Genomic DNA, 24,524 nt, shown 5'->3' on the forward strand with positions numbered 1-24,524 from the left:
GCTGGTCTGGTGCGACGCGGGATTGGAAATTGAAGGACGAGGTCTGGCTGAATCCGAAACGAAATCAGGCAGAGGAACTAATGCTAGCAGCATGACTTGACGCGACATCTTTGTTGACAACTACCGATTCTTTGTCTGACACATGAGAACCGTCGGATAAATTTGTGGGCACAGGAACGGGGTCAAGTCTAACAATTCGACATTGGAAAATTTGGATGTTGGAAAGTTAGACTTGACCCCGTCCGTTTGAAGGAATCCAGCAGCTATTCGCGGCCATACTTTCGGGCATGCCTCTTTTTTGGTATTTTGAAAGTTACTACAATTGCCTAGATTGAAATGGTCGCGATGATAAAAAAATCAAATTGCTGCAAAAAGTCATCGAAACCACACCGCATGATGGCGTCAAAAACAAAGCGCAAAGCATGTTAGAGCTTGTAGCTCATTGATTTATGACCGACTGATTTGCACAAAGTTGACAGTCGCAACAACATAAATTACTTTTTCCTACCGAAAAAAAAAAGGGATATCATGGTTTTATTTTAGTAAATTTATGAAACTTTCAAGGGCTTGAATTCGTTTCTAACTTAGGAATCATGACAGCTCAGAAGTGGTCATTAATTTTATTTCGGCGCCTTTGAGATTTCGGACCATTTCTGACTGATATGCACCGATGCGGAAAGAATGCGCAAGGGTGATTATTGAATACAAATATTGTAGAGGGATTTAAAATTGATTAACTCAGTCGAAAATCGGCACAATGAAGGCGCATTTGAGAAAACTCAAGTGACAGAAGTACAATATAAAGATAGCCTCTTTTGTTGGGCATTCTGGACACTAATAGCAACCATCTTTGGATTCGCATTTGTTATGCCGTTCATTGGCTTGCTTGTGCTTTTGTTTTTTCCATTTTGTTTCATCTCAGCTGTCTGTTCGATTGTTGGGTTATTTCGAGCCATTAGAAGCTTTAAATGGCGCCGTGCGGGCGCAATGGTATTAAATTTGCTATTTATACTTTCATTTTTCATTTTGCAGGGATTAATAGCATCAACGTTGGGACGTGCTTCAAATATCGTGCATCTCCTCAGTCAAAAACGAGACATTGATTCTAATTTACGAATTCATCCTTCAAAGCGACCAGTTTTTGTAGCTGACTGGGGTATATCGGCGACTCAAAATACTTTCGTGATTTATGATGAAAGTGATCGAATTGCCTTGCCGGAAAACGACCTAATGTGGACTAATGACGACATGGAACTTGTGCGATATTGCGCAGGTCATGTGGCTCCAATCATCAATCACTATTTTCGATGCGACCCTTGAGATTTTTTTGGAATGGCCGCAGTGTAGGGGATTGACATAAATTAGGGACTTAGAATGAGTTTCGACGCCGAAATCCAAGGATGCAAATGGCTGTTTATGGGCAGCATTGCGGAACCAAATGATAACGAATTTAATTTGGAGATATTAGACGGCTAGAAACTTCCAATGTCGCGTGAAATTTTACGGCCGCTCAATGAGGCTCTTAATTCGGGTGCGCCCATAGGTAGTGAGATTTCAAAAATGGTGGTCGAAAGCGCAAGGCGAATCTAAAGTTGGCAATGCTCTGGAAGTGGATTTTCGAGGATTCGTGCAACCGCTAAAAGTATGCGCTTTGGAAACTTCAAGGACAGTTAGTTGGTAGCCGACTGAAAATGGAATCCCATTTTGGGTGGATACAATTATAGAATTTGCTTTAGAACGAGATGAAAAAATGATCAGACTCTGGTGTATTTCACACATTCAGGGGTACAAAGCCGCTGATAATTTTTTTTGCAAATGCTCAACAAATTGGGCGGTTTATGTGATCAGTTTGAAAGAGTTAGTTGAAACAGGTAAAGGGCGAGGATTCCCCAATAACATCGAATGCGATCACGATTCTTAAGTTATCAAATGCAAAACCGACTCCGGGCTTCCTTATAAGATTCAAGGACAACACAAATTTAGCCACAGATTTTGCCACAGAAAATTATTTAATCTCAGATCCCATGCGGCTTGACTCGACTCGGAACTGTGGCTCAAAGTTTGAAACTAAAGAGTCATTAATCTGCGGAAGCAACTGGTCCAAATTCGAATTTGAACAACGGCTATGGAGAACTGCGACTGTCTCGTCAGTGCACGATCCTGACAGTCGCAGCTGAACTTCAACGACCGCATTCCGTGAAGACATGTCGCTCACCAGTCATCCTGTAAGACCTAGCGCCCGTGCGCATATCAGCAGAATTTGGCAAGCGCGCAGTTCAGCAGTAAAACTTACGATTTACAGACGAACGCACTAGTGTTTTCTTCGAGCCCGGTGTGCTATTGCCGCATCTCGGGGAAGTGGTTTTTGGACCACTAGCCTAAGACGACACCCCGCAACTTTTTGTGCCTTGGCATCCCACACATGAATTTGCGTATGTGCCTGACATGGCACATACGGTATGCAATTTACCGGAGGCAAATTGAGAGGCGTCCAAACAGACTTCGATAACGGGAAGTCTGTTTGGATCGTATTTAACAAGGTTTAACGGCGCGGTAATACCCAATTTGCGCGAGGAAAATGGCAAGTATAGCCATTTGGATGTTTTTCGAGATAATCCTGATGCTCAGGTTCCGCATCCCAAAAATCGCCAACCGGCTGCAACTCTGTGACCACTTTGCCAGGCCAAAGATCTGAGGCATTGACATCAGCGATCGTGTTTAATGCTTCAAGGCGTTGCGCTTCGTTCGTGTAATAAATGGCCGAACGATACGACAAGCCACGGTCATTACCCTGCCGATTAGGTGTTGTCGGATCATGAATCTGGAAGAAAAATTCCAGAATGCGACGATAGCTGATCACGGCTGGATCAAAGTTAACTTCTATCCCTTCGGCGTGAGTACCATGATTGCGATACGTCGCGTTTTTAACATCCCCACCGGTATAACCCACGCGGGTGCTTATTACACTGGGTAATTTACGGATCAGATCTTGCATCCCCCAAAAGCATCCACCCGCTAAAACGGCACGTTCTGTCGTCATATCAAACTCCCTCGACCTGATCTAAGTAATCGGCGTAACCCTCGGCTTCCATTTGGGCACGCGGCACAAACCGCAATGAAGCCGAATTAATGCAATAACGCAAGCCACCCCGATCACGTGGGCCGTCAGGAAATACGTGTCCGAGATGGCTGTCACCATGCGCAGATCGCACTTCCGTACGACGCATGCCGTGGCTATCATCATGCAACTCTTTAATAAAACCATGCGTAATAGGCTTGGTAAAACTTGGCCAACCGCAACCTGATTCGTATTTATCCGACGACGCAAACAAAGGCTCTCCAGACACGATATCAACATAGATACCGGACTGTTTATTATTGAGATACTCACCCGTGCCCGGCCTTTCAGTGCCATTGCGTTGAGTCACATTGAACTGTTCTGGGGTCAGGGCCTTGATCGCCTCTGCCGATTTGCTGTAGCGTGTCATAAAAACTCCGGTAGAAAAAACTGCAAGTAATACACGGCACTAAAATGCGCTTCACAGATTCTTGCGTTGCATTACGTAGTCGTACAGGAACAAAAAAACTTACAGTTGTTCCTTAAAACATCCATGCTATCAGAGTCTTTCGCAACGTGTCAGGGACGGAAGAATCTTCGTCAGACTTCCGATACCAGATGATCAAGGTTAATCTCGTCAGCGACATCCGCTACCAGATCACCTATGACAAAGTTATCGGGTTGTGTTTCGATTTGAATGGCATTGCCTTTGGCTCCAGTTGGCACGACCTTCGGGGTATTACCATCCACTTCGACCTTATACTCCGCAGTACAGCTCCGGCAGTAGGTGACATCTCCAGGCTTACTATGACGCTGTAACACGACCGTTGGCCCACACATCACACAATGCTGCAAAGGAATGCCGACATCACTATGACCGACGACATGCAATAGGTCAGAGTGAGTTTGTAGTTGTAAAAATAATTCGCCGAATTTACGGTCAAACTGAGTACCAAGATTATCCTGAATAATCCTCATTGCTTTTTCCACCGGCATACCTGAGCGATAAGGACGACTGCTGGTCATCGCGTCGAACGCATCGCAAATGCCAACAATACGAGCCACATCCGGAATCTGCTCGTGTTGCAGTCCGTTAGGATAACCACGTCCATCCGGGGTTTCATGGTGAAGAAAAACGGCATCCAGTGCCAATTGCGAAAATGGATGACCCGATAGCATGCGTCGCCCTACTTCCGGGTGTGTTTTGATGACCTCATATTCGGCATCGGTGAGCTTGTCTTTTTTGTTCAGAATTGCGTCTGGGATGGCGACCTTACCAAGATCATGCAGGAAGCCACCTATCATGGCGCGTGCCGCATCTGCTTTCGACATACCCGCCTGCAGCGCGAGCAGCCGTGAATACCGAGAAACACGCCACAGATGGCCACCCGTATAGGGATCGCGTGCTTCGACCACCCACGCCATGACTAGTAAACTGGCCAGTATCTTCTCATTTGAAATGGAGCGGTGTTCTGCGGGTTCGCTGGAGACAGTGCCAAAGCGAAGAAAATCAAGAAATTTCATGCGAAGCGCCTTTTAAATGACATCCATGAAAATAGAGGCTGCGACTTACGATAATAAATGCAGCGAAGTTGAATCTGCTGATTCAGGTAAATCAGGTAAAATTTTTGTTCACAGGCACTATTCTTGCACAAAAACAATATTTATACACTGATCATTCGGCGCTCATTCTCGTACTATTAATATTACAAAAAGCGCTATTTACTCACTACAACAAGCGTTAACGACAACATTTATAAGCATCCCGCCGGATCAAACAGCATGCTTACAGCAACGAACGGCATCACGATTCGCAATTCATTCGTGTCGTCGTTGTGTTGTGGTGTCGTATTGACTACTGCGTTAAGAAGCCAGAGTCAAAATTGAGCTTTTCGGTCACAGTCAGAAAACAGGGTTAATGAGCAAAATAAGATAGAGTTTAAGTCATCATCGTGATCCAACTGAATGGCGTCATCCCGATATGTTTGTCGAAAGCACGAGAAAATGCTGTCGTACTGGAATAGCCAACGGCGGGCGCAACAAGCTTTACCGGCTTACCTGATTTGAGAAGTTTCTGTGCATAACTAATTCGCCAATCGGTTAAGTAATCAAGCGGTGGAATGCCGACAATCTCTTTAAAAGTAGCCGCAAACCTCGTTCTCGACATCGTCGCTGTTTGTGCCAGCTCTTCCAGCGTCCACGGATATTCCGGCTTCTCATGCATCGCAAGGATTGCTTTGGCTAATTTAACGTCAGAGAGCCCGGCTATTGTTCCAAGTTCAATTAGTTTTTCATCAATGGCATGCCGAAATAGCAGTACAACCATAAACTCCATCAAACGGTCTATTGCGACCGCTCGCCCTGGTCTGTCGGCAAAGGCTTCATTAAATAGCGATGCAATAATATTTGCGATACCAGGTATGTTTTCAAGAGGCACACATAAAAAATCAGGTAGCCCCCTCAATGTCGGACTATTCAAAGCAACACCAAAATCGATCGATGCACAAACCAAATCCGCGCCATCGCGATGATCGACCTCAAATCGATGAGAAAAAGGTCTACGACAAAAAAGTAGTGTGGGTTTGGTTAATTCTAAATCAAGTAAAGGTGGTCTGTTGACGCGAACAGTACCCTGACGCAAGACATGCAAGATACCGCCGCCCTGACTATTGTCAAAATCGACGATGCCGCACAATGTTCCACTATAGAAAACCTTTGCATTCATCGTGAAGTGCTTAAAAAGAACGGAAAGTGAATCCATAAGTTTTATTTGATGTAGGACGATTAGTCGGTTAATCGGGACGAACGGTGAACTAAGGAAAGATGCAGCCAAGTATATTTGATACCGTGCAGATATGCACTCACCAAGAGGACGCGAGGCAGGCCAGGAACTTTCTTGCATGACCTTGTACGGTGACAGACTACTTAGCAATTAAATAGACGTATTCTTTTAAATCTCTTATCAACGAATAAGTTGATTTTAAGAACTCACTAACCACCTTTTTTGAGAAATTTATCATGACTTCTGAAAACAAAATTGAAACACCGACGCGTCGTATTTTTCTCGGAACGAGTGCCGCAACTCTGTCGGCAGGCGCTATTGCTCTGCTGGGCGGTCAAGACGTCTTCGCTGCGGGCAATCCGACAGATACAAAAAGTGATATTACAATTTTAAACGTCGCAGTTGGCCTCGAGTACGAAGGAATCAATGCCTACGAGATCGCACTTAAAAGCGGCCTTCTCAACGCTCAACACGTCAAGGCTGCGACTAAATTCCAGGACGATCACAAGCAACATAACGACGCATTGATTGCCACTATTCGTAAATTAGGCGGCGAACCTGTGCAGGCGAAAACGCTTGATGAATACGTGAAGCAGCTGAAAGTCGATCAACTCAAAAATGAAGACGACGTTTTAGATTTAGCGGCGCGATTAGAACTTGGTGCAACCAACGCTTATCTTGGTGTCATCACTGTATTCAAGGATCCAGCCTTAGGAAAAATTGCAGCGCGACTGGCAGCAGATGAAGCATCGCACTTTGCTTTATTAAATTTTGACTTAAAGCGCCCATTTTCTAAAGCATTTGCATTTGGTGCCTGATTAAACTAAATGACTGACTCTCCATTTGATGATGTCAGTCACTTCAAAATGCCGCGAGATATCCCCATGCTTAAATCAAAATTTATTTTCCTGATAATTATGCTGCCTGCTTTGACCCGAGAAGCACATGCTGAGAGCAATTCAATACGTGGTAAAGAATTGTACGACAGTCGTTGTATCGCATGTCACTCTATCGATCAAAACAGAGTTGGACCTGCGCATCAAGGTGTTTTTAACCGTCGTGCTGGCCAGGCGCCAGGCTACAATTACTCAGAGGCACTAAAAAACGCCAAGCTGGTATGGTCGGAAAAGACACTAGATGCGTGGCTTAAAAGTCCCGAAGAAACTATTCCAGGCCAAGCAATGGGGTATAGTGTTTCCGACGCTCAAGACCGGGCGGATCTGATCGCCTATTTAAAAAAATTCTCAACAAGATAAACAGGCACAAACAGGCACAAACAGGCACAAAAAATACTTCGCTTTTTGATCGCTCTTTACGATAAAAGCCGACGTGTTCGTACCTTATTTTTATGATGAGGTCTCAACGTGAATGAAAGAAATTACAAAATCTATGCCACCATTTGCCAGATACCTGCCGGAAAAGTTGCTACCTATGGCCAAGTTGCAAAAAATGCCGGGCTTATTAAGCAAGCGCGCCAGGTTGGTAACGTTTTAGCTGGATTGCCACCTGGCAGTGAGATACCTTGGCATCGCGTTGTCAACTGTAAAGGCGAAATTAGAACAAACAGCATTCTTAATGGTGAAAATTTACAGAGACAATTACTTGAAAAAGATGGTGTTTACTTTAATTCGCATGGGCGTATCTCACTCAAGCTTTATGCATGGTTACCCTAAAAATTCTATTGCCTGAAGCAACCGCTTTGTCGGCAAATCTTCCCGCCTACGAAATCGTCAAAACATTTCTAAGCAATGTTGTTTGAAACCAAGAACTATAAAAAAGCACATTCTTGTCTCAACGGATTTACAAACATGAAGTCGAAACAATTCGGCATAAGGTGGCAAGATAGCACCAGTGACATTGACTAGACTTTTCTTAAACTCTCGATCAAATCCGGTATTTCGCTGCGGTAAACATCTGAGTTTGCGCAGATTTCTAAGGTTTCCGTTTTCAAATTTCTGAGAAACTGGACGTGTTCACGCTGGAAACGTTGTGCGATCAGGGGATCTATAATTTTTAAACGACAACTTCTCTGAATTTGCAGTTCCAAATTGAGAACATAGAAGACGACATTTTTTCGCACGATTTCTCGTTCTGACACATCGTTTTGTTCCGGATTGATATGTCGTTGAATATCAGGTCTGGATAAAATTGCACTATTCAATGTCTGCCATTGTTGATCGACGCCACGCAGCATCTCAAGTTGCGTTAAGCGTATTGACGTTCTGTGGCTATTGACCGATACAATAATCGTGACGATGAGACTCATCAAAAATAACAATGGCATAGCCCACGTAGCGGCAAAATAGTTAGCAAATTCCATCTGAATCTCCCATTGGGATAGTGTTTGATGATACGGCCCACGAAATCTTGCCTTGCCGTGCCGTGCCGAATACAAGTAATGTGCCGCGAAGAGTCATCTGAACAAAAAAATCGTTCGCGCGACAAAGATTATGTACTTGCTGGTTCTTTTGTGCCAAATACTGCCAAAAAATAGCGACCCTATTCGCGATTGCACAAAAAATCGATTAGTTCTCAACCTCAATTATGCCGTACTGACCGACGCTTTTTTCAAACTTTATATTCCCGATCAAATCAGTAATCTTAAGAGTGAGGATAAAATCGGCGCTCGAATTTTGAGCTCTGATGGAAAAATGCTTTTTTGCAGGAATGTGTAAGCTATGCCCATCGTTACTCCTTCTTCCGACTTCTAACAAGTTACTTGCAGTGTAAATCCCATACTGATCACCGTTCTTTAATTCAAAAAAGGTGTCTACATTGCCCCCACCGCTTGAGAAGCAAGATTGCACCAATGACGTTAATTGTGCTTGATTTACCGCATTCGTGCCACATGTCAGTTCGACATCGTATTCTATTTTGTCACGCCATAATTGCCCTGATAAAGATCGCATTACGCATTCGGCGTTCTCGCAGATCAGCAGCAAGGCAAAACAAGAAAAAATAAACATAAGAAAATAAATAACTTTATTGAAATTATTCGCTTTCACTCGTCACGCCTTAAAGAGGTTCATTAAAAGATAGGTATAATAAACATATCATTACATTTTTTAAAGCGATAAATAACTAGATCGATAGAAATTTTATAATTAATAAAATATCCTTATAAATATTCAATAAATAAGGGGCATTCGACCATCTAAATTACTGTTGAAAATAATTATTATTGTATTTAGACAAATTTATTGCTACAATTTTTATACCAGTAATTGCAGTTATCATCAACATAAAAAACGCCCTAAAAAACTGAATTTCAATAAAGGTTTTCCTGCTATGGATGGCATTGCATCGGTAATGAACCAGGTTGATTTAGCAAAGCCACTTACTACTTTTGCGACTCCCAAACTTGAACGTCTTCTCAGAAAATTGAATGAGGAGACAGACTTACCAACGTTGGGTATCGCGATCGCTAAGGTGATTGAAATCACGTCTTCAGGAGAAGATTCAGTGACGCGACTTGCCCATTTTGTGCTTTCTGATGTTGGACTAACTCAAAAAATTTTACGTTTATCGAATACCGTACATTACCGCACCCGGTCTCGTACCGCCGTCACAACAATTTCGCGCTCAATTTTTTTGCTCGGGTTTAATACTGTAAAAACGAGTGCCATGGCAATGCTACTCGTTGACTTTTTTAAGGACAAAGAACAAGTCAGTAGCGTGCGTTTAGAATTGGTTCGTTCATTGTGTGCAAGTATTATTGGTAGAGAAATGTCCCAGAGAGGGCGCTTTTCAGATGGGGAAGAAGGTGCAGTGGCGGCGTTGTTTAAGAACATAGGCCGCGTTTTGGTTGCCTCTTTTGACCATCAACTGTATGAGCAAATTCAAAAAATCTCCGACGCTGGAGAAAGCAATCTCAATGATGCTGTACATTTATTATTAGGCTGTAGTTATGAGAATTTTGGCGAAATGGTCTTACAGGAATGGCAGATGCCTGCCACCATCATTCAGGCGTTAGCGCCATTACCGAAGGGTGAACTAAATAAAACGTCATACCGTAACGAGTGGATTAAACAGGTTGCCAGCTTCAGTGAAGCCTTAGCTGACATTGTGATGCTAGGCAAACATAGCTTGCCAGGATACGCGGATCACTTGTTGAAGAAATTTGGCAGAGCTCTGGAGATTGATCAGAAAACCTTAGATCATATGATCGTTAAGGTTGAAAATGAAACGCGGGAACTGGCAAAAAGCATGAATATCACATTGCCGGGTGGGTTTGAAGATAAGAAGGAATTAGACCCTCCGACAGGGCTTCCAGGCGAATTTCTAATGAAAACTGATGAACTTCTACCGGCCCAGAACACCGAAAGATACCCTAGTGGTAAGCCCTATAATGCACGCGATTTGTTATTGGCGGGTGTCCAAGATGTTACGCAAATGCTGGCTTCAGATAATTTGCAAATCAATGATCTTATTCTTTTGGTGCTAGAAACCATATATAGCAGCATGGGATTTCGCTTTGCAACTGTATGTCTCCGGGATATGACTACAGGTCGTTATGTGTCGCGCGTTGCGGTGGGGGCGAACTATGCCAACTGGCAAAAAGGATTCACGTTTGCAAGTAAGCCAGAATCAGATTTATTTCACTTAGCGATGAGCAATAATGTCGATCTGATGATTTCAGATGTGACACAAACGAAAATTCGTCCGTTACTTCCCCCATGGCATCAGGCACTATTGCCAGACGCTCGCAGCTTGATGATTTTGCCGCTGGTGATACAGAAAAGGCCATTAGGCTTATTTTATGCTGATCGAAATACAATATCAGAAGAATCACCTGTTGACGAAACGGCATTAATCAAAACACTCAAGAATCAACTACTGGCAGCAATGATGCGTGGAAATAAAGTACCAACGACCACATTTCGCTAGCTCAATTGCACCTGTTGCTTGACTGGAATTTTTTAAATGCCGTAAATACTGACAAGCTCATTTTAATTGAGTAGACAACAATCAAGCTTCCAAAGAGATCACCGGCAAACATAACAAAGAAATCGGAAAAAAAATCTTGTCGGTCTCCATGTAGAAAAAACCAGATATGGTGAAGCAAAGGACTGGCGAATGCATAACCTGCCACGCACACCAATAATCGTTTAGGCGTCAAGTTGGCAAGTGTTGCGTGTAGCCCATAGAAATGTTCAGCGATCCGGTAGACCATATATGGTGCTGCGGCCGCAAGGATGCCACCCATAAAAGAGCGAACGACATCATCAGGGAAAAAATAAAAAAAGCAGACTAGCCAGGAGACAATTAACAGACCAATCGCGCCTGCTCCTCCAAATAGTAATGTGCTGAGTAAGCGCACTCCCGCTGGCAAATATACCCAATTAATGCCACGGGCAAATTCAAATCGGTTAAATATCAATTCATTGATATAGAGCGTCAAAATAAATAAAATAATTGTTGCCGTTACCATCGCAACATTGAGGCGCAATTGGGTCATGAAGAAATGGAATAAAATTGGTCTTTAAATGTTTTCGTACTATTTTTTAGAGCGGTATAATAGGCTTTAATTTTCAACATTCGGTTGCAATTTTCCAACATGAAACAAACCACACGACCTGCCGACATTTATTTGCGCTTTCTGCAATTGGCAGACGCCTTACGTGGTTTGCCATCTTTGCCATCACTTGATCCATTAGAAGAACGAATTCTCGATCTCGTGGCCAGAACCTACCAAACTCAAGAGCGATTATCGGTACGCGATATGATGGCTAAAAGTGAACTCGGATCTCCGGCGATGCTACACAGTCGTCTAAAATCCATGCGGGAAAAAGGATGGATTATGCTCGCGGATACTGAAGATGCAAGAAGAAAGCAAATCGAACTGACGCAGGCAGCATTACTTCATTTTGACAAATTGTCGAAATGCCTGATTCAAGCGACAAAGAGTATTTCGTAAGAAAAATTATCTTCTTTATCAGCTGCTGCATGCCTCCGCATAGCCTCCAGAACCTCCAAATTTGCAAATCCGATTCGACAAAATTTTAATCAGTCGTCCATATTTCAAGTATCACACAAGCATCGCGATCCAGGCCATGATCGCAGATGATACATTTCGTTATACTGAAGCAATAATATCGTTACACATCGAGGTCATCGATTTCAAACAACAGTGCGTTATCAGACTCATAGGAGGCATCAAAATAGTCGCCCCTAAATTTAAAATCATTCATTCTTCAGGAGATCTTCATGTTTAAAACTACTCGAAAAATTGCTTCCATAGCGATCCTTACCGGCTTATCAGCGCTGTCAATTCAGTCAACATTCGCGCAGGATACTACCTTCGCCAAAGAACATCCGCGTCGTGCTGAAGTAATAGCGCGTGAAAAACATGAGAAAGCCATGACAGCCAAAGAAGTAAAAAATGGCAGTCTGACGCAGGCACAGGGAAAGCAGTTGAATAAAGAAGATACGGCGATCAGAAAAGAAGAGCGCGCTGACGCAGCTGCGGATGGCGGACACATCACTAAGGGCGAACAACGTCATTTAAATCGTCAGGAAAACGCTGTTAATGCGCAACGCAAAGCGGATATCCAGTCCAACAAAGCAGGTGTTGCGACTGGTAACTAAGTAAAACTCAAATACTGTTTTTCAAATATCGCTGATGATCCTCCACGATTTCGTCGAGGGTCATCAGCGATTTTATTTCTTCTCAACTTATTGCATCTTGCTCAGTTGAGAGAACTTGATCATTATTTTAAATTAGGAGAATATCTAAACACTTCACTGAGCTTCAGTTTTTTGAAATTTTCATTGGAGGTCTTAACGCTCTTTTAAGGCGATCTTATCAGACACACTCAAAGCAACCCGCCCTGATGTTCTATCAATCTCCCATTGACTCCCAACAAACGTAAGCCACAAGCTTGAATCTTTAAAACCAAACACAAATAATGTGTCAGATAGGGTTGTAGGAAAATGCGACATTTAAATCGATACAAAGATACGTACTTGGCCACGGAATACTTAATTCAATTGCAATTTCGCGCAAAATAGCAATGACGCCGCTATTGGTCATCTAAACCCTTACCGTTCAGTATGTTTTCCAAATATTTCTCAACCCTGGATTCTCTTGTCTTGGATTGCTTTGGCGCGGAGAAATGAAGTAGGTAAGCTCTTTGTCGTCCCGGGGTTAATGCATTAAATGCCGCGTTCAACTGAGGAAGCTCGTTCAATTTACGTTGAAACTCTTCAGCGATTTTGAAATCGGATGGCTTTTTGAATTCGACCTTTACACCTGATTTTTCGATGTCAATTGCTTCAGCGATATAAGCGCTCAACAGATCAGATTGACTCGTGATGCCTTGGATGTCGGTAAATCTGACCTGACGCGCCGCTTGTACGTTCTCGGTCTGCCGGATCAAAATACCATAGGGATCCTTTAAGAGCACACCTTTATGAAATAGCAATGCATAATACGCTTTAAAGCCGTGTATCAGTACGACATTCGCTTTCTGAAATGTGTAGCACGGCACACCCCATTTCAACTCTTCTTCTAATTCGGTGTTGAGTAAGATTTCTCGTAATTTTTTATATTCTTGCTGCCACTGACTGGGTTTTTTAAAAAAGAAATCGACTTGAGGATTCATTTTCATCACCTTTTCAAACAGCTAAATAAAAGTCCCGGCCCCAAGTGTGTACTCAGTTTATCTACGATTGTATCTTTCCCTTCAGTACAAATACATTATCTTACAACGACGTATTCGGGAAGAATTTTGCGCGTAGTGTCATAAACGGCGTCTCCACTATGTGGTATAAAAACCATCCTCCGCACAGGGCAGCCATCATCACAATCACGATCCCAAGCGGTGCGTTCGTATCAATCTGCCATAACGACATTGGAATGATCATCAATTTAAATAGTGGCTTATGGGCAAGATAAATAGCATATGACCAGAGGGCAAGACTTTCAGCACCGGGGACGCGCATCCGATTCAATAACGAAGTAGGACTTAACGCCGCCATCGTCAATAACGCAAAGCTCGCTGCCAACAAAGAATAACCGAATGTCATGCAAGTAAAAGTAAATCCATAGCCCTCTATCTCGCTATAATTCAATAGCAAATAGACGGTCAGTGCGAACATGAGCATGCCGGATGCCAACAAACTATTTCCTTTTCGCATGATGCTGTCGTAGAGGTCAATTTTAAAATTCTTCAATAGCGCAATCAACACTCCGGCAGATAATTCATCGAAACGTGCAAAACTTGAATAATAAATGTGCGCCGCGTAATCCTCGGAGGTCATCAAATTTTCTCCAAGCTTTAGCCACGAGAACCCCCGGACAGCGATAGGAATAATGATCAACAACGCGATTGTTATTCGAGACCACACAGCAGGTTTGGATAAGCCTGCAATCATGAAGCTGATGAGCGGTAGTACTACATAAAACTGCTCTTCAACACACAACGACCATGAATGAGAAAATGTTTCACCAAAATGCAGACCAATATTTTGTGTGAACGTTAGAAAGCGCCAGAGAGAAGCCGTATCGGTTCCTGCCAATAAGGAGGGAAAAATAAAATAGAGCGCTAGTACGACGTAATAATTGGGCAAGGTCCGCAGCAATCGTCTCGCAAAAAAAGTCTTCAGAGAAAATCGGGCGCCACGCGCGTAGGACGACAAGACTTGATTGCCGATCAAATAGCCGCTCAGCACAAAAAACAGATCCACCCCCATCCAGCCAATATCGGTCAAAAATCCAAATGTCGATTTGTGACTCACTACGACGCCATAATGCGACATCAATACCAGTAAAATCGCGCAGGTGCGCAGCGTATCCAGACCATAGATACGCTGGGTTTGTTGGGGGTTGTTCATTGTTGTGAATGACAAAGAGTTCAAGGAGTTCAAGGAGTTCAAGGAGCTGAGTGCATTATCAGACATTCCAGACATTTTCAAACCAGGCAAGGGTATGTGACAGTGCGACTGAATTGCCGGGGATGAAGGCGTGACTAGCGTTAATTTCAACGGTCAAAGCGAAGTCTGGAGAGAGTAGTTCATCGACCGCAATCATACCGTCATGTTGTAGTTTACAACCTTCAAATAAGCCAAGCACGCCGAGCCATGGCCACACGCCATAAATACATGCGGTTGGGATGGATGGGATAGAAATTGTCGACATCAGACGATCATCTGTCGCTATCAGCCCGCAGTCACCAGTCAAGGCTTTGTAGATGTTCCAATTTTTAAATCTACGCGAAAGCCGGTTTGACCTGATTGGAGAAGCGAGCAAAACTAAACGGCTTGGAAAAATCATAGCGTTTTCATGTTCTTGAAGTACGAGACGCAAAAGGATACCTCCAAACGAGTAGCCAATTGCGCAATACTTACCTTGACTAGCGATGCCAAGTAAAAAGGCGGTTAATTGACTTTTGATGTCTGCTAGCGATTGCTTAGAAGTTGAATAATCAAAGAAGTGCACCGCATATCCACGAGCGGTAAAAAAATTCTTTAATGTACGTCGCATGTAACGCTTGCCGCCCATGCCATCAACGAAAACGATCTGCTTCGTCATTTTTGCGCCCTTTTTAATAGGTAAAGCGATCGCTCTTTGTAGGTACAAGCCGAGGGTAGTACGGCGAAACCTTACTTTAGTTTAGTTCCGCAACAGCCAGGAGATAGTTGCTTGAAGAAAAATTAAATTTTATTCGCCATCAAACCACAGAAGTGTAAAAAATAACTATTCGCCCTAAGAATCGGATCACATTTTTCAAACTCTTTTGAAATACGCTGAAGTACAGTCAATTTCTTACACAAATATTACCCAATTGAAAGACTGAATTATGATGGGTACTTTTCTAAAAAATAGACCTATTTTTTGGTCGCATTTTTTTGTTTTCAGAACTCATCAGAAGATTTTGGCCTAAACGCTCAAAGAAAGCCCGTAGACACTGTTAATTGTCAAAAATATTTACACTTTGAATAATTTCTATTTTATTTTAACTATAAGTCTTTGTTTATTATAAATATTAACAATAAGGCATGATTTTTGCTGTTGATCTAAAAGTACTGCATTTCGCAGTTATTTCCGACAACTTGAGCGAAAGTGAATCATGAAAATAAAATTGAAATCCCTTATTTTTTTATGCGCGAGCGTATTTTTTCAGGCAGCTAATGCCGATCAGATTTTTTCCTATACCGAAGGATTTACTAATCCCAATGACTCACAAAGTACATTTGTCTTATCTGGTACTTTCAGCGAATCAAGTGCAGGTGTACTGACGAATTTATCGTCAAGTATTTTAGCAAATGGCAATTTTTCGGCAAATCTGACCGTTGATTCAATTTCAGCCTCAAAATTCGTTAGTTTGCCTAATGCAACACAACATGGCCTGCCTCTACAGATCAATGGATTTTTTATCGGGCCAGCTGGAAATAGAAATAGCATTACGTCATGCGGTCAGGTCTTTCTGAATGGCAGCGGATGTGCAGATTGGCAGACTTGGGACTCCACGGTCCGTTCACAAGGACTCACTGATATTCGTACTTTAGGCGCAGGCATCGGTGGCGCACAGCTTTCAAACGATAGCTTTTCACAGACGAGTGCCTTGCAATTATCAGAAGTGCCTGAGCCAAATATCATGCTTTTATTTTTCGCAGGTCTCGCACTGTTATCATTTCGTCGCCAAAACAAACAGCAATAAATTATCTAGCGCTATGCCATCGACAGAACCAGCCCGCGCGGCTGGTTTATTTGGTTCTACGAACCACGTTTGTACTGAATTTTTCTTTCGAATTGCTTGTCCAGTGCAGTCCTATGACTATTCTGGTGTCGACATGTAGCAAGAATTAACAGTCCGATTTCGGCTCAATTTCGCAGTCGAGGGTGCGGATAAAAACTTGGACTAATTGGTCAATATTTTGTGCGCGTCAACACTATCGCGATATTACAAAAATTAAGATCTCATTTGTACTCGGATTGAGAGGCAAAAATGCCCAAGCCTGATGATCTAGGTTTGGGCATTTTCTTGAACGTTTTTAGCTTTCTACTTAATTGTCGGGAACATTTATTTTTAGGATCAGAGCTGTGTCAAACTTTTTTTGTTTGTGTCAGACTTTTTTATTTATCCACAACAGTCACATCAAACAAACTTCACCTTATTCCACCGTCACACTTTTCGCCAAATTACGTGGTTTATCCACGTCTGTGCCGCGGGCTAGTGCGGTGTGGTAGGCGAGTAATTGTAGTGTGACGACGTGCAGGATGGCGGAGAGTTGGCCGTAGTGTTCCGGCAGACGGATTACATGTACGCCTTCGCTGGAGGTTATGTGAGAATCAGCGTCGGCGAAGACGAATAATTCACCGCCACGGGCGCGGACTTCTTGCATGTTGGATTTGAGTTTTTCAATCAAGGCGTCGTTCGGGGCGACCGTGACGACGGGCATCTCTTTGGTGACCAGGGCTAGCGGGCCGTGTTTTAATTCGCCCGCTGGATAAGCTTCCGCATGGATGTAAGAAATTTCTTTGAGTTTTAATGCACCTTCGAGGGCGATTGGATAATGCAAACCCCGGCCGAGGAATAAGGCATTTTCTTTGTTGGCGAATTCATCCGCCCACGCAATAATTTGTGGTTCTAGCGCCAGCACGGCACTGATCGCGACGGGCAAATGGCGCATCGATTTAATATGGGTCGCTTCTTCTTCGTCAGACAAACGGCCTTTGCTTTGTGCCAGTGCCAGGGTGAGCAAAAACAAGGCCGCCAATTGCGTCGTGAATGCTTTGGTAGAGGCAACGCCAACCTCAACGCCAGCACGTGTGATGTATGCCAATGCACATTCGCGAACCATCGCGCTTGTCGACACGTTACAGATGGTGAGCGTGTGATGCATACCAAGGCTACGTGCGTGTTTGAGTGCGGCGAGCGTATCGGCGGTCTCGCCACTTTGCGAAATGGTGACTACCAGACTATTTGGATTTGGTACGCTGTCGCGGTAGCGGTATTCGCTGGCGATTTCTACGCTGACTGGAATTTTAGCGATGGATTCTATCCAGTATTTAGCGGTCAGACCGGCATAATAGCTAGTACCGCACGCCAGGATCAGTACTGAATCGATTTGTTTAAAAATACCGTATGCATTATCACCAAATAGCTCGGGCATGATGCCGGTGACGCCTTCAAGCGTATCGCTGATTGCACGCGGCTGTTCGAAAATTTCTTTTTGCATGTAATGGCGATATGGCCCTAACTCTGCCGCGCCACTGTGAGCGTGAACGGTGCGGACTTCGCGGTCTACGGATTTGCCGTTAACATCGACGATCCAGACACGTTGCAATTGCAAATCAACGACGTCACCTTCTTCAAGGTAAGTGATCTGGTCAGTCACACCGGCCAGGGCCATTGCGTCAGAAGCGAGGAAATTTTCACCTTTTCCAATACCAACGATCAATGGTGATCCGTGACGAGCACCCACCACGCGGTGTGGTTCATCGCGGCAAAATACGGCGATGGCATAGGCGCCAGTCAAACGTTTGACAGCGAGTTTGACGGTTTCAAACAGATCGCCTTGGTACATATGGTCGACCAGGTGGGCAATCACTTCCGTGTCGGTTTGACTTTCAAAGACATAGCCGAGTGCAGTTAATTCTGCGCGTAATTCTTCATGGTTTTCAATAATGCCGTTATGAACCAAGGCAATTCGATCACGTGAAAAATGCGGATGTGCATTGGCGGAAGAAGGCACACCATGGGTAGCCCAGCGTGTGTGTGCAATACCAGTGAAGCCAGCCAAACCTGTTTGCTCAATTTGCGCTTGCAATTCTGCAACCCGCGACGTACTACGCGAGCGTTGTAATTGACCATTGACATGCAAAGCCACGCCACAAGAATCATAGCCGCGGTATTCGAGTCGCTTCAGACCTTCAAGCAAAATTGGGGTGATGTTACGTTGAGCAACTGCCGCGACGATACCGCACATGGTGACCTCACAAATAAAAATGGAATGTCGCCATGCTAATGGAGATTGATTGAAACTTTATTTCAAAATTTAACTTGATATGAAATCTTAACTTACGAAGATTGAAAATGAATGTTATATTCCATAATATCTTCTTTTATGGAATTTTATTTCATTTATTATGATACTTGATGAACTCGATAAAAGAATTTTGTTGCAAATACAACAAAATTCAGCCTTAACAAATCATGAATTAGCGGCGCGCGTGCACGCTTCACCGCCGACGTGCTTACGGCGTGTTAAACGTCTGGTCGATGAAGGCGTGATTTTGCGTCAGGTTGCGCTACTTGCACCTGAAAAATTAGGGCCAAGCCTGACAGCGATCGTAGAAATTACGCTCGATCATCAAACGACAGAAAAATTGCTTGAGTTTGAAAAGCTGGTAGCAGCTGAGGATGCTGTTCAGCAATGTTATCGGGTATCTCCGGGCCCAGATTTCGTTTTAATGATTCAGGTGGCAGATATGCCTGCCTATCACGCGCTTGCGCATCGCTTGTTCGCAACGCAAAGCAATATCCGAAACGTGCGGAGTTTTTTTTCGATCGTGCGAAGTAAATTTGAAACACGTATTGCTCTCTGAGCCAAGTATTACAGCGGTCGGATACCTTCGCGTAAAACTTCTTCTTTGTAATAGCGTTGAAAACCCTTCCAGACCAAGCCGTTGCGTACAACGCGATCAAAAATTTCTTGAAGCGCTTTCAAATCCTCCGAGCTCAGTGACTTTTTAGAAAAATACACGCCAGTTTCGCCCCACGGCAATTCGGTTAATTGTTCGTAGCGTAATTGATCGACAATATCTTCAACCCGTTGATCCGTCTGTGCTGTGCCAGCAAGAATGGAGGGCGCCATCAACACGTAGTCAACAGCCCCCCGTTTTAATAATCGTGCAACGGATAGCGGGTCGACATCGATGACCAGTCGCCCCTTTTTTTGCAACTCTAGCAAGAGCGCCTGATACTGTTCGCCGTAATCAAATCCTCGTACCACCGCGACTTTCGTTTTTGATTGTCCTAGCAAATCAGAAAAATTTTTAACGCTCTGGCGGGATGAGGGTAATGACATCAGCATCGCGCGACTACGTATCAGCGGAATAAAAATACCGTTTTGATCTCGCTTGGGAGTGCGTGTCGCCGGAATCATCATATCCGCCTGACCGTTTTCAAATAATACTTCCAAGCGCGACCGTGGAACCAAAGTAATATCAAAAGAACATGTATCTTTTGACGCCAAGGCTCGCAAAATTTCTGGATAGACCCCACTGATAATATCGCCTTGATCAATCACACTCAGTCCCGTCACGGACATAGGAACATTGATCGAACGCGAGCAGGCCGCCAACGCCGGTAACACAGAAAAGACAGTGATCAGCAAAAGCAGTAAACCCTTGGAATAGCTGACGGCTTGATGATTTGACATACGTACGCTCAAACGGTTAATACCAGTACAGTCTACCTGATGCTGCCATTTTTACGCAAAAAGTATGCAAAAACAAACATCCTAACTTAGCGGCTCAATTAGTTGCTCACTTAGTAGCTCACTTAGTAGCTCACTTCGTAGCCAACTTCGCGACTCACTTAGCGAGGACGAGATCCAAGGTTGAGAGCCTCAGATTGATAATAATTCTGGAAAAATTTCCAGACAAAGCCGGATTTAGCGGCACTATTAAATAAGACCTGCAAACTTTGCTTATCTTGTTCCGTTAATGTTTTGGTCGATAAATAAACGCCGCTATCGAGCCACGGTATTTCTGAGAGAATTTCGAAATGTAATTTGTCTTCCAAATCACGAACCCGCGCATCCCTCGCTACTTCACCGATGAGTATGTATGGCGCCATCAAGGTGTATTCAGCAGCGCCAGCTTTTAACATGCGAGCAACTGAGCCCGGATTGGCTTCATAAATAAGACGCTCCTGTTTCATCAACTCTTGCATTAGATTGACATAAACGTCGCCATAATCATAACCACGAACCACCACGACTTTGGCGGATTTTCTATCGAGTAAATCTTGAATACTACTGACGGGCGGCAGATCAGATTGGATCGAGATCAATGCCGCTCTTGTATATAACAGAGGAACAAAAGTACCAAATGCGTCGCGGCGTGAAGTTCTGATTGCCGGGAGTAAGAGATCAGTTTGCCCATTTTGAAACATAAGCTCTTGGCGGGCGCGGGGTACGATAGAAAAATTAAATAAACAACCGTCTTTGTTTGCCATGGAAGACAAAAGATCAGGGTACACACCAGAAATTTCGTTATCCTTTGCGATTGCCGTTAATCCAGTCGGTGAAAATGCAACATGAATTTTACGAGTACATTTTGCATGTGCTTCCGAGAAGAGGCCACTGCAAGCGCTAAAAATAAAAAAATAGCAACAATAACGAAGTATCAGCGTTATTTGCAGTGCCAACTGAGGCATCGTAAAGTCCCTCGTAGGTCAAACTTTCAGATTAGTTGACGAATTGCATTTTCACAAAAAAATCTTTTTAAAGTCACATTTAATTGTGATCACAAAAATGCAATAAGTCAGCAGGCGAAATAATATCGATGGTTCGATAGCCTAGCGAAATGACCTTACGTTGACATAAAAATTTTAACTCTTTAGATAAAGTCTGCCGACTCATCCCTAGCATCATGGCTAATGATTCCTGCGAGATCTGAATGCTGCTTTGTGGTGTTGAAGCATGCATGGTGTTGCTTCCGGAGAGCAATAAAAGGCGGCGAGCGGTGCGCGCTCTGGGTGAGCGCAGATGAACATCTTCGATTGCGCCATACAACAATCTTATCCGGTAGGCCAATATCTGTGCGATGGCCATGGCAAATTGCGGGACTTGCATCGCATGTGCAAACGCCTCAGGTGTCACGAGCATCAATTCGACATTTCCTAACGCAGTGGCGTCGTGCGTTCGCGGTTGCCCATCGATCAATGAAATTTCACCAAACCATGTACCAGGCTCAAGGGTACTTAAAATTCCTTCGCGTCCATCTTCACTGAGTGTCGACATTTTGATGCAACCTCGGAGTAAGGCGTAAAAACCAAGTGGTGCATCACCGCGCCTGAACAGCATTTCACCTGCCTTAAGGCTGACCCCGCTGGCGTCATTTAACAAAACCTGGCGGACGCTATCTGACAGCGCGAAAAACCAGCTCGACGCAGGCAAAGCGAGCAATTGCGCATCAAATGTGCTTTTTTCGGGCTGCAAGTTCGATAACATTCCGTTACTATTCAGGCGCATTAAATTAATAGAAACTAATTGTAGAATATTTGACAGTTTGATGCTCTCAATCGCTGTATGGTGGCAATACAACAAATCAAAATGAGGTTCCAATATACGGGCAAAACAAGTTGACCAAGAGCGGATACAAGCTCACTTCATAGGTCATTAAGCTGCCTGGTCGATGTTGGTTCAACCGATAACACAACTGGAGTGAGACAAATGCATCATCGCACCGATTTCGTCCGTATGGAGGACAGTCAAGCAGAAGACTGGCAAATTATTGGCGGAGAATTCATGCAATTCGCACAAAAATTGCCCGAACGCATCATCCGTCATCTACAACTTCTGGAGGGCGATTACGGCGGTTTTCCGATTGACCGCTACGCCCATTCATTACAAACAGCAACGCGCGCGCTGCGCGATGACAGGGATGAAGAGTACGTTTGCTGCGCACTTTTGCACGATATTGGTGATACCCTGGGTAGCTTCAATCACCCAGATATTGCTGCTGCGATACTAAAGCCGTTCGTCAGCGAAGACAATCTTTGGATGGTTCAGCATCACGGGATTTTTCAAGGTCACTACTTTTTCCATCACATTGGTATGGATCGTGATATGCGCGAACAATTCCGCGGGCATCCCTATTTTGAAAAAACCGCAGAATTCTGCGCGCTTTATGATAATCCGTCATTTGATAAATACGCGGAAACGTTTCCTATCATTGAATTCGAACCAATGCTGCGTAGATTATTGGCAAAACCTAAAAATACAATCTACAAAGCCGCATTAACTGATAAATAAAAAAAAATTAAAACAATGAGAACGCTAGATTATGCCAACACCCTATTCGTTGCTGGTATAACATTTGCTAGATTTGAATCACAACTTATTAAAAATAACTGGAGACGCCATGCAAATCCCTTCATTGAAAGACCAAGTTAGTCCCGAAGAATGGCAATTGCGGGTTGATCTTGCGGCCTGTTACCGCCTGGTTGCGTTGTATGGCTGGAGTGATCTGGTGTTTACACATATCAGCGTGCGTATCCCGGGGCCAGAACATCATTTCCTGATCAATCCTTATGGCCTCATGTTTGATGAAATTACAGCATCGTCACTGATTAAAGTGGATCAACAATGCAATAAAGTGATCGACTCACCGTTTCCGGTGAATCCTGCTGGCTTCGTCATTCATAGCGCCGTGCATGCAGCACGCGAAGATGTGCAGTGCGTATTACACACCCATACACGCGCTGGCGTTGCAGTAAGTGCACAAAAATGTGGGGTTCTGCCGATTTCTCAGCAATCGACATTCGTATTGGCATCTTTAGCCTATCATGACTACGAAGGTGTTGCATTTCGCGACGACGAAAAGCCTCGTCTGCAAGAGGATATGGGAAAAGCAAATTTCCTGATGCTGCGCAATCACGGACTGTTGACTGCAGGAAAATCCATTGCTGATGCATTCTTATCGATGTACACCTTTGAATCCACGTGCCAGATTCAATTGGCAGCACAAGCTGGTGGTGAACTGACTCATGTAGATCCACACATCGTCAAAGGTGTTGCCGAAGCGATGCGTGTACAAACGGGCGGCCTGGGTGGCGCGTTTGTCTGGCCATCGTTAATTCGCAAGCTCAACCGTATCGATGAAAGTTACGCATCATGACAAAGCAACACAAAGTCATCATCATTACCGGCGCATCCGATGGTATCGGTGCCGAAATGGCGCGCCAACTCGCTAAGAAATATGGTGCCAAATTGGGACTGGTATTAGCTGCCCGCAATGAAAAAGCGTTACACGACGTCGCCACTGAATGCAAAGCTTATGGCTGTGTCTGCCTGGTCGTAAAAACAGATGTAGGCTCAGAACCGGAATGTCGACGACTGATTCAATCAACGATAGAAAATTTTGGCAGCATTGATGCGTTGATTAATAATGCCGGAAAATCGGCGCAAGCATTATTTAGCGACGTCGAGAATTTAGGCTGGTACCAGGAACTGATGCGAATTAACTTTTGGGGTAGTGTCTGGTGCACCCACGCCGCGCTACCATTCCTTAAAGAATCTGGCGGCAATATCGTTGCTGTGTCGTCTTTGGCGGGACTGATCGGGGTTCCGGGGCGGACCGCTTACAGCGCCAGTAAATTTGCAATGAATGGTTTCTTTGAGAGTTTGCGTAGTGAGATCATTGACTCCGGTGTACACATTACGCTGGCGTATCCGGGTGTCGTCGCTACCCGCATCCGCTATCACGGATATAATGCCGCCGGTGAAGCAGCGGGGCAAAGTGGCTTGAAAGAAGATAACGCCATGTCCGTAGAGGAATGTGCGCGACTGATCATTGAAGGAATGGCAAACAATCAGCGCGAAGTAGTCATGACAGCCAAAGGAAAACTCGCACGCTGGCTTAAGTTGCTCGTGCCTGGCATGGTCGAGAAATTGGCGATGTCAGCATTGAAAAAAGAAGTTCGTCCACACTAATGAGCGACGTTTAGT

26 protein-coding genes are annotated in these 24,524 nt (G+C 44.1%); 12 read left to right on the forward strand and 14 right to left on the reverse strand.

Features of this window, described 5'->3' with window-relative positions:
• Nucleotides 1–783: 783 nt before the first annotated feature.
• Nucleotides 784–1,320: a hypothetical protein gene (locus tag ACO0K1_RS05735; RefSeq protein WP_423023611.1), complete on the forward strand. Its 537-nt coding sequence runs from the start codon at nt 784–786 to the stop codon at nt 1,318–1,320.
• Between the two features lie 1,222 nt (nt 1,321–2,542).
• Here ACO0K1_RS05735 and msrA read toward each other — a convergent pair.
• From msrA to ACO0K1_RS05755, 4 genes are all read right to left on the reverse strand, one after another.
• Nucleotides 2,543–3,040: a peptide-methionine (S)-S-oxide reductase MsrA gene (gene msrA / locus ACO0K1_RS05740; RefSeq protein WP_423023613.1), complete on the reverse strand. Its 498-nt coding sequence runs from the start codon at nt 3,038–3,040 to the stop codon at nt 2,543–2,545.
• A 1-nt stretch (nt 3,041) separates the two neighbouring features.
• The gene (gene msrB / locus ACO0K1_RS05745; protein ID WP_423023615.1) at nt 3,042–3,488 is read right to left on the reverse strand and encodes a peptide-methionine (R)-S-oxide reductase MsrB; all 447 of its coding nucleotides are present in this window, start codon (nt 3,486–3,488) and stop codon (nt 3,042–3,044) included.
• Nucleotides 3,489–3,658: 170 nt separating this feature from the next.
• Complete coding sequence (locus ACO0K1_RS05750; RefSeq protein WP_423023617.1) at nt 3,659–4,582, reverse strand: HD-GYP domain-containing protein; 924 nt, start codon at nt 4,580–4,582, stop codon at nt 3,659–3,661.
• A gap of 415 nt (nt 4,583–4,997) precedes the next feature.
• Nucleotides 4,998–5,960 (reverse strand): AraC family transcriptional regulator, encoded by a 963-nt coding sequence (locus ACO0K1_RS05755; RefSeq protein WP_423023619.1) that lies wholly within the window; start codon nt 5,958–5,960, stop codon nt 4,998–5,000.
• A gap of 116 nt (nt 5,961–6,076) precedes the next feature.
• Between ACO0K1_RS05755 and ACO0K1_RS05760 the strand changes: the two genes are divergently transcribed.
• The 3 genes from ACO0K1_RS05760 to ACO0K1_RS05770 all read left to right on the forward strand — a co-directional run bounded on the left by ACO0K1_RS05760 (nt 6,077) and on the right by ACO0K1_RS05770 (nt 7,513).
• Nucleotides 6,077–6,658, forward strand: coding sequence for a ferritin-like domain-containing protein (locus ACO0K1_RS05760; protein WP_423023621.1), 582 nt, complete (start codon nt 6,077–6,079; stop codon nt 6,656–6,658).
• Between the two features lie 9 nt (nt 6,659–6,667).
• Nucleotides 6,668–7,096, forward strand: coding sequence for a c-type cytochrome (locus ACO0K1_RS05765; RefSeq protein ID WP_423023623.1), 429 nt, complete (start codon nt 6,668–6,670; stop codon nt 7,094–7,096).
• A gap of 108 nt (nt 7,097–7,204) precedes the next feature.
• Nucleotides 7,205–7,513 carry an MGMT family protein gene (locus tag ACO0K1_RS05770; RefSeq protein ID WP_423023625.1) on the forward strand — a complete coding sequence of 103 codons (309 nt, stop codon included), beginning with the start codon at nt 7,205–7,207 and terminating at the stop codon, nt 7,511–7,513.
• Nucleotides 7,514–7,701: 188 nt separating this feature from the next.
• Here the strand turns inward: ACO0K1_RS05770 and ACO0K1_RS05775 are convergent, their stop codons facing one another.
• Both ACO0K1_RS05775 and ACO0K1_RS05780 read right to left on the reverse strand, forming a co-directional pair.
• The gene (locus tag ACO0K1_RS05775) at nt 7,702–8,160 is read right to left on the reverse strand and encodes a hypothetical protein (RefSeq protein WP_423023627.1); all 459 of its coding nucleotides are present in this window, start codon (nt 8,158–8,160) and stop codon (nt 7,702–7,704) included.
• Nucleotides 8,161–8,365: 205 nt separating this feature from the next.
• The gene (locus ACO0K1_RS05780) at nt 8,366–8,845 is read right to left on the reverse strand and encodes a hypothetical protein (protein ID WP_423023629.1); all 480 of its coding nucleotides are present in this window, start codon (nt 8,843–8,845) and stop codon (nt 8,366–8,368) included.
• A gap of 160 nt (nt 8,846–9,005) precedes the next feature.
• Between ACO0K1_RS05780 and ACO0K1_RS05785 the strand changes: the two genes are divergently transcribed.
• Entirely contained in the window at nt 9,006–10,727 is a 1,722-nt protein-coding gene (locus ACO0K1_RS05785; RefSeq protein WP_423023631.1) for an HDOD domain-containing protein, read from the forward strand.
• 1 nt (nt 10,728) lies between these two features.
• On the opposite strand, the gene ACO0K1_RS05790 is transcribed toward ACO0K1_RS05785, so the two are convergent.
• Nucleotides 10,729–11,298 carry a hypothetical protein gene (locus ACO0K1_RS05790; RefSeq protein ID WP_423023633.1) on the reverse strand — a complete coding sequence of 190 codons (570 nt, stop codon included), beginning with the start codon at nt 11,296–11,298 and terminating at the stop codon, nt 10,729–10,731.
• 99 nt (nt 11,299–11,397) lie between these two features.
• Between ACO0K1_RS05790 and ACO0K1_RS05795 the strand changes: the two genes are divergently transcribed.
• Both ACO0K1_RS05795 and ACO0K1_RS05800 read left to right on the forward strand, forming a co-directional pair.
• On the forward strand, nt 11,398–11,757 hold the full coding sequence (locus ACO0K1_RS05795) for a winged helix-turn-helix domain-containing protein (protein WP_423023635.1): 360 nt from the start codon (nt 11,398–11,400) through the stop codon (nt 11,755–11,757).
• A 290-nt stretch (nt 11,758–12,047) separates the two neighbouring features.
• Nucleotides 12,048–12,428, forward strand: coding sequence for a hypothetical protein (locus ACO0K1_RS05800; RefSeq protein WP_423023637.1), 381 nt, complete (start codon nt 12,048–12,050; stop codon nt 12,426–12,428).
• 434 nt (nt 12,429–12,862) lie between these two features.
• Here the strand turns inward: ACO0K1_RS05800 and ACO0K1_RS05805 are convergent, their stop codons facing one another.
• The 3 genes from ACO0K1_RS05805 to ACO0K1_RS05815 all read right to left on the reverse strand — a co-directional run bounded on the left by ACO0K1_RS05805 (nt 12,863) and on the right by ACO0K1_RS05815 (nt 15,372).
• A complete protein-coding gene (locus ACO0K1_RS05805; RefSeq protein WP_423023639.1) occupies nt 12,863–13,444 on the reverse strand; it encodes a YdeI/OmpD-associated family protein in 582 nt (193 codons plus the stop codon).
• A gap of 100 nt (nt 13,445–13,544) precedes the next feature.
• Nucleotides 13,545–14,741, reverse strand: coding sequence for an acyltransferase family protein (locus ACO0K1_RS05810; RefSeq protein ID WP_423023641.1), 1,197 nt, complete (start codon nt 14,739–14,741; stop codon nt 13,545–13,547).
• The gene (locus ACO0K1_RS05815; RefSeq protein WP_423023643.1) at nt 14,734–15,372 is read right to left on the reverse strand and encodes an esterase/lipase family protein; all 639 of its coding nucleotides are present in this window, start codon (nt 15,370–15,372) and stop codon (nt 14,734–14,736) included. Before ACO0K1_RS05815 ends, ACO0K1_RS05810 begins: the two co-directional genes overlap by 8 nt.
• A gap of 550 nt (nt 15,373–15,922) precedes the next feature.
• On the opposite strand from ACO0K1_RS05815, the gene ACO0K1_RS05820 reads away from it, so the two are divergent.
• Entirely contained in the window at nt 15,923–16,501 is a 579-nt protein-coding gene (locus ACO0K1_RS05820; RefSeq protein WP_423023645.1) for a PEP-CTERM sorting domain-containing protein, read from the forward strand.
• Between the two features lie 454 nt (nt 16,502–16,955).
• Here the strand turns inward: ACO0K1_RS05820 and glmS are convergent, their stop codons facing one another.
• On the reverse strand, nt 16,956–18,773 hold the full coding sequence (glmS, locus tag ACO0K1_RS05825) for a glutamine--fructose-6-phosphate transaminase (isomerizing) (RefSeq protein ID WP_423023647.1): 1,818 nt from the start codon (nt 18,771–18,773) through the stop codon (nt 16,956–16,958).
• Nucleotides 18,774–18,933: 160 nt separating this feature from the next.
• Here glmS and ACO0K1_RS05830 point away from each other — a divergent pair, with 160 nt between their 5' ends.
• Nucleotides 18,934–19,392: an Lrp/AsnC family transcriptional regulator gene (locus tag ACO0K1_RS05830; protein WP_423023649.1), complete on the forward strand. Its 459-nt coding sequence runs from the start codon at nt 18,934–18,936 to the stop codon at nt 19,390–19,392.
• Nucleotides 19,393–19,400: 8 nt separating this feature from the next.
• On the opposite strand, the gene ACO0K1_RS05835 is transcribed toward ACO0K1_RS05830, so the two are convergent.
• The 3 genes from ACO0K1_RS05835 to ACO0K1_RS05845 all read right to left on the reverse strand — a co-directional run bounded on the left by ACO0K1_RS05835 (nt 19,401) and on the right by ACO0K1_RS05845 (nt 22,013).
• On the reverse strand, nt 19,401–20,228 hold the full coding sequence (locus ACO0K1_RS05835; protein ID WP_423023651.1) for a substrate-binding periplasmic protein: 828 nt from the start codon (nt 20,226–20,228) through the stop codon (nt 19,401–19,403).
• Between the two features lie 158 nt (nt 20,229–20,386).
• Nucleotides 20,387–21,229, reverse strand: a complete 843-nt coding sequence (locus ACO0K1_RS05840; protein ID WP_423023653.1) for a substrate-binding periplasmic protein — start codon at nt 21,227–21,229, stop codon at nt 20,387–20,389.
• A 79-nt stretch (nt 21,230–21,308) separates the two neighbouring features.
• Nucleotides 21,309–22,013, reverse strand: coding sequence for a Crp/Fnr family transcriptional regulator (locus ACO0K1_RS05845; protein WP_423023655.1), 705 nt, complete (start codon nt 22,011–22,013; stop codon nt 21,309–21,311).
• Nucleotides 22,014–22,247: 234 nt separating this feature from the next.
• Here ACO0K1_RS05845 and ACO0K1_RS05850 point away from each other — a divergent pair, with 234 nt between their 5' ends.
• From ACO0K1_RS05850 to ACO0K1_RS05860, 3 genes are all read left to right on the forward strand, one after another.
• Nucleotides 22,248–22,829, forward strand: coding sequence for an HD domain-containing protein (locus ACO0K1_RS05850; RefSeq protein ID WP_423023657.1), 582 nt, complete (start codon nt 22,248–22,250; stop codon nt 22,827–22,829).
• Nucleotides 22,830–22,938: 109 nt separating this feature from the next.
• Complete coding sequence (locus ACO0K1_RS05855; protein WP_423023659.1) at nt 22,939–23,694, forward strand: class II aldolase/adducin family protein; 756 nt, start codon at nt 22,939–22,941, stop codon at nt 23,692–23,694.
• Complete coding sequence (locus ACO0K1_RS05860; protein ID WP_423023661.1) at nt 23,691–24,509, forward strand: SDR family oxidoreductase; 819 nt, start codon at nt 23,691–23,693, stop codon at nt 24,507–24,509. The genes ACO0K1_RS05855 and ACO0K1_RS05860 overlap by 4 nt, the downstream gene beginning before the upstream one ends.
• The last annotated feature ends 15 nt before the right edge of the window (nt 24,510–24,524 follow it).

The organism is Undibacterium sp. SXout20W (assembly GCF_049340285.1).
GTDB lineage: Bacteria > Pseudomonadota > Gammaproteobacteria > Burkholderiales > Burkholderiaceae_D > Undibacterium.

Excerpts from the sequence above, each read along its gene's own strand:
- ACO0K1_RS05795 (WP_423023635.1), top strand. The coding sequence starts at position 11,398 with ATGAAACAAACCACACGACCTGCCGACATTTATTTGCGCTTTCTGCAA.
- ACO0K1_RS05765 (WP_423023623.1), top strand. The coding sequence starts at position 6,668 with ATGACTGACTCTCCATTTGATGATGTCAGTCACTTCAAAATGCCGCGA.
- ACO0K1_RS05860 (WP_423023661.1), top strand. The coding sequence starts at position 23,691 with ATGACAAAGCAACACAAAGTCATCATCATTACCGGCGCATCCGATGGT.
- ACO0K1_RS05750 (WP_423023617.1), bottom strand. The coding sequence starts at position 4,582 with ATGAAATTTCTTGATTTTCTTCGCTTTGGCACTGTCTCCAGCGAACCC.
- ACO0K1_RS05850 (WP_423023657.1), top strand. The coding sequence starts at position 22,248 with ATGCATCATCGCACCGATTTCGTCCGTATGGAGGACAGTCAAGCAGAA.
- ACO0K1_RS05760 (WP_423023621.1), top strand. The coding sequence starts at position 6,077 with ATGACTTCTGAAAACAAAATTGAAACACCGACGCGTCGTATTTTTCTC.
- ACO0K1_RS05810 (WP_423023641.1), bottom strand. The coding sequence starts at position 14,741 with ATGTCTGATAATGCACTCAGCTCCTTGAACTCCTTGAACTCCTTGAAC.
- ACO0K1_RS05815 (WP_423023643.1), bottom strand. The coding sequence starts at position 15,372 with ATGACGAAGCAGATCGTTTTCGTTGATGGCATGGGCGGCAAGCGTTAC.
- ACO0K1_RS05830 (WP_423023649.1), top strand. The coding sequence starts at position 18,934 with ATGATACTTGATGAACTCGATAAAAGAATTTTGTTGCAAATACAACAA.
- ACO0K1_RS05755 (WP_423023619.1), bottom strand. The coding sequence starts at position 5,960 with ATGCAAGAAAGTTCCTGGCCTGCCTCGCGTCCTCTTGGTGAGTGCATA.
- glmS (WP_423023647.1), bottom strand. The coding sequence starts at position 18,773 with ATGTGCGGTATCGTCGCGGCAGTTGCTCAACGTAACATCACCCCAATT.
- ACO0K1_RS05800 (WP_423023637.1), top strand. The coding sequence starts at position 12,048 with ATGTTTAAAACTACTCGAAAAATTGCTTCCATAGCGATCCTTACCGGC.
- ACO0K1_RS05855 (WP_423023659.1), top strand. The coding sequence starts at position 22,939 with ATGCAAATCCCTTCATTGAAAGACCAAGTTAGTCCCGAAGAATGGCAA.
- ACO0K1_RS05835 (WP_423023651.1), bottom strand. The coding sequence starts at position 20,228 with ATGTCAAATCATCAAGCCGTCAGCTATTCCAAGGGTTTACTGCTTTTG.
- ACO0K1_RS05805 (WP_423023639.1), bottom strand. The coding sequence starts at position 13,444 with ATGAATCCTCAAGTCGATTTCTTTTTTAAAAAACCCAGTCAGTGGCAG.
- msrB (WP_423023615.1), bottom strand. The coding sequence starts at position 3,488 with ATGACACGCTACAGCAAATCGGCAGAGGCGATCAAGGCCCTGACCCCA.
- msrA (WP_423023613.1), bottom strand. The coding sequence starts at position 3,040 with ATGACGACAGAACGTGCCGTTTTAGCGGGTGGATGCTTTTGGGGGATG.
- ACO0K1_RS05840 (WP_423023653.1), bottom strand. The coding sequence starts at position 21,229 with ATGCCTCAGTTGGCACTGCAAATAACGCTGATACTTCGTTATTGTTGC.
- ACO0K1_RS05775 (WP_423023627.1), bottom strand. The coding sequence starts at position 8,160 with ATGGAATTTGCTAACTATTTTGCCGCTACGTGGGCTATGCCATTGTTA.
- ACO0K1_RS05790 (WP_423023633.1), bottom strand. The coding sequence starts at position 11,298 with ATGACCCAATTGCGCCTCAATGTTGCGATGGTAACGGCAACAATTATT.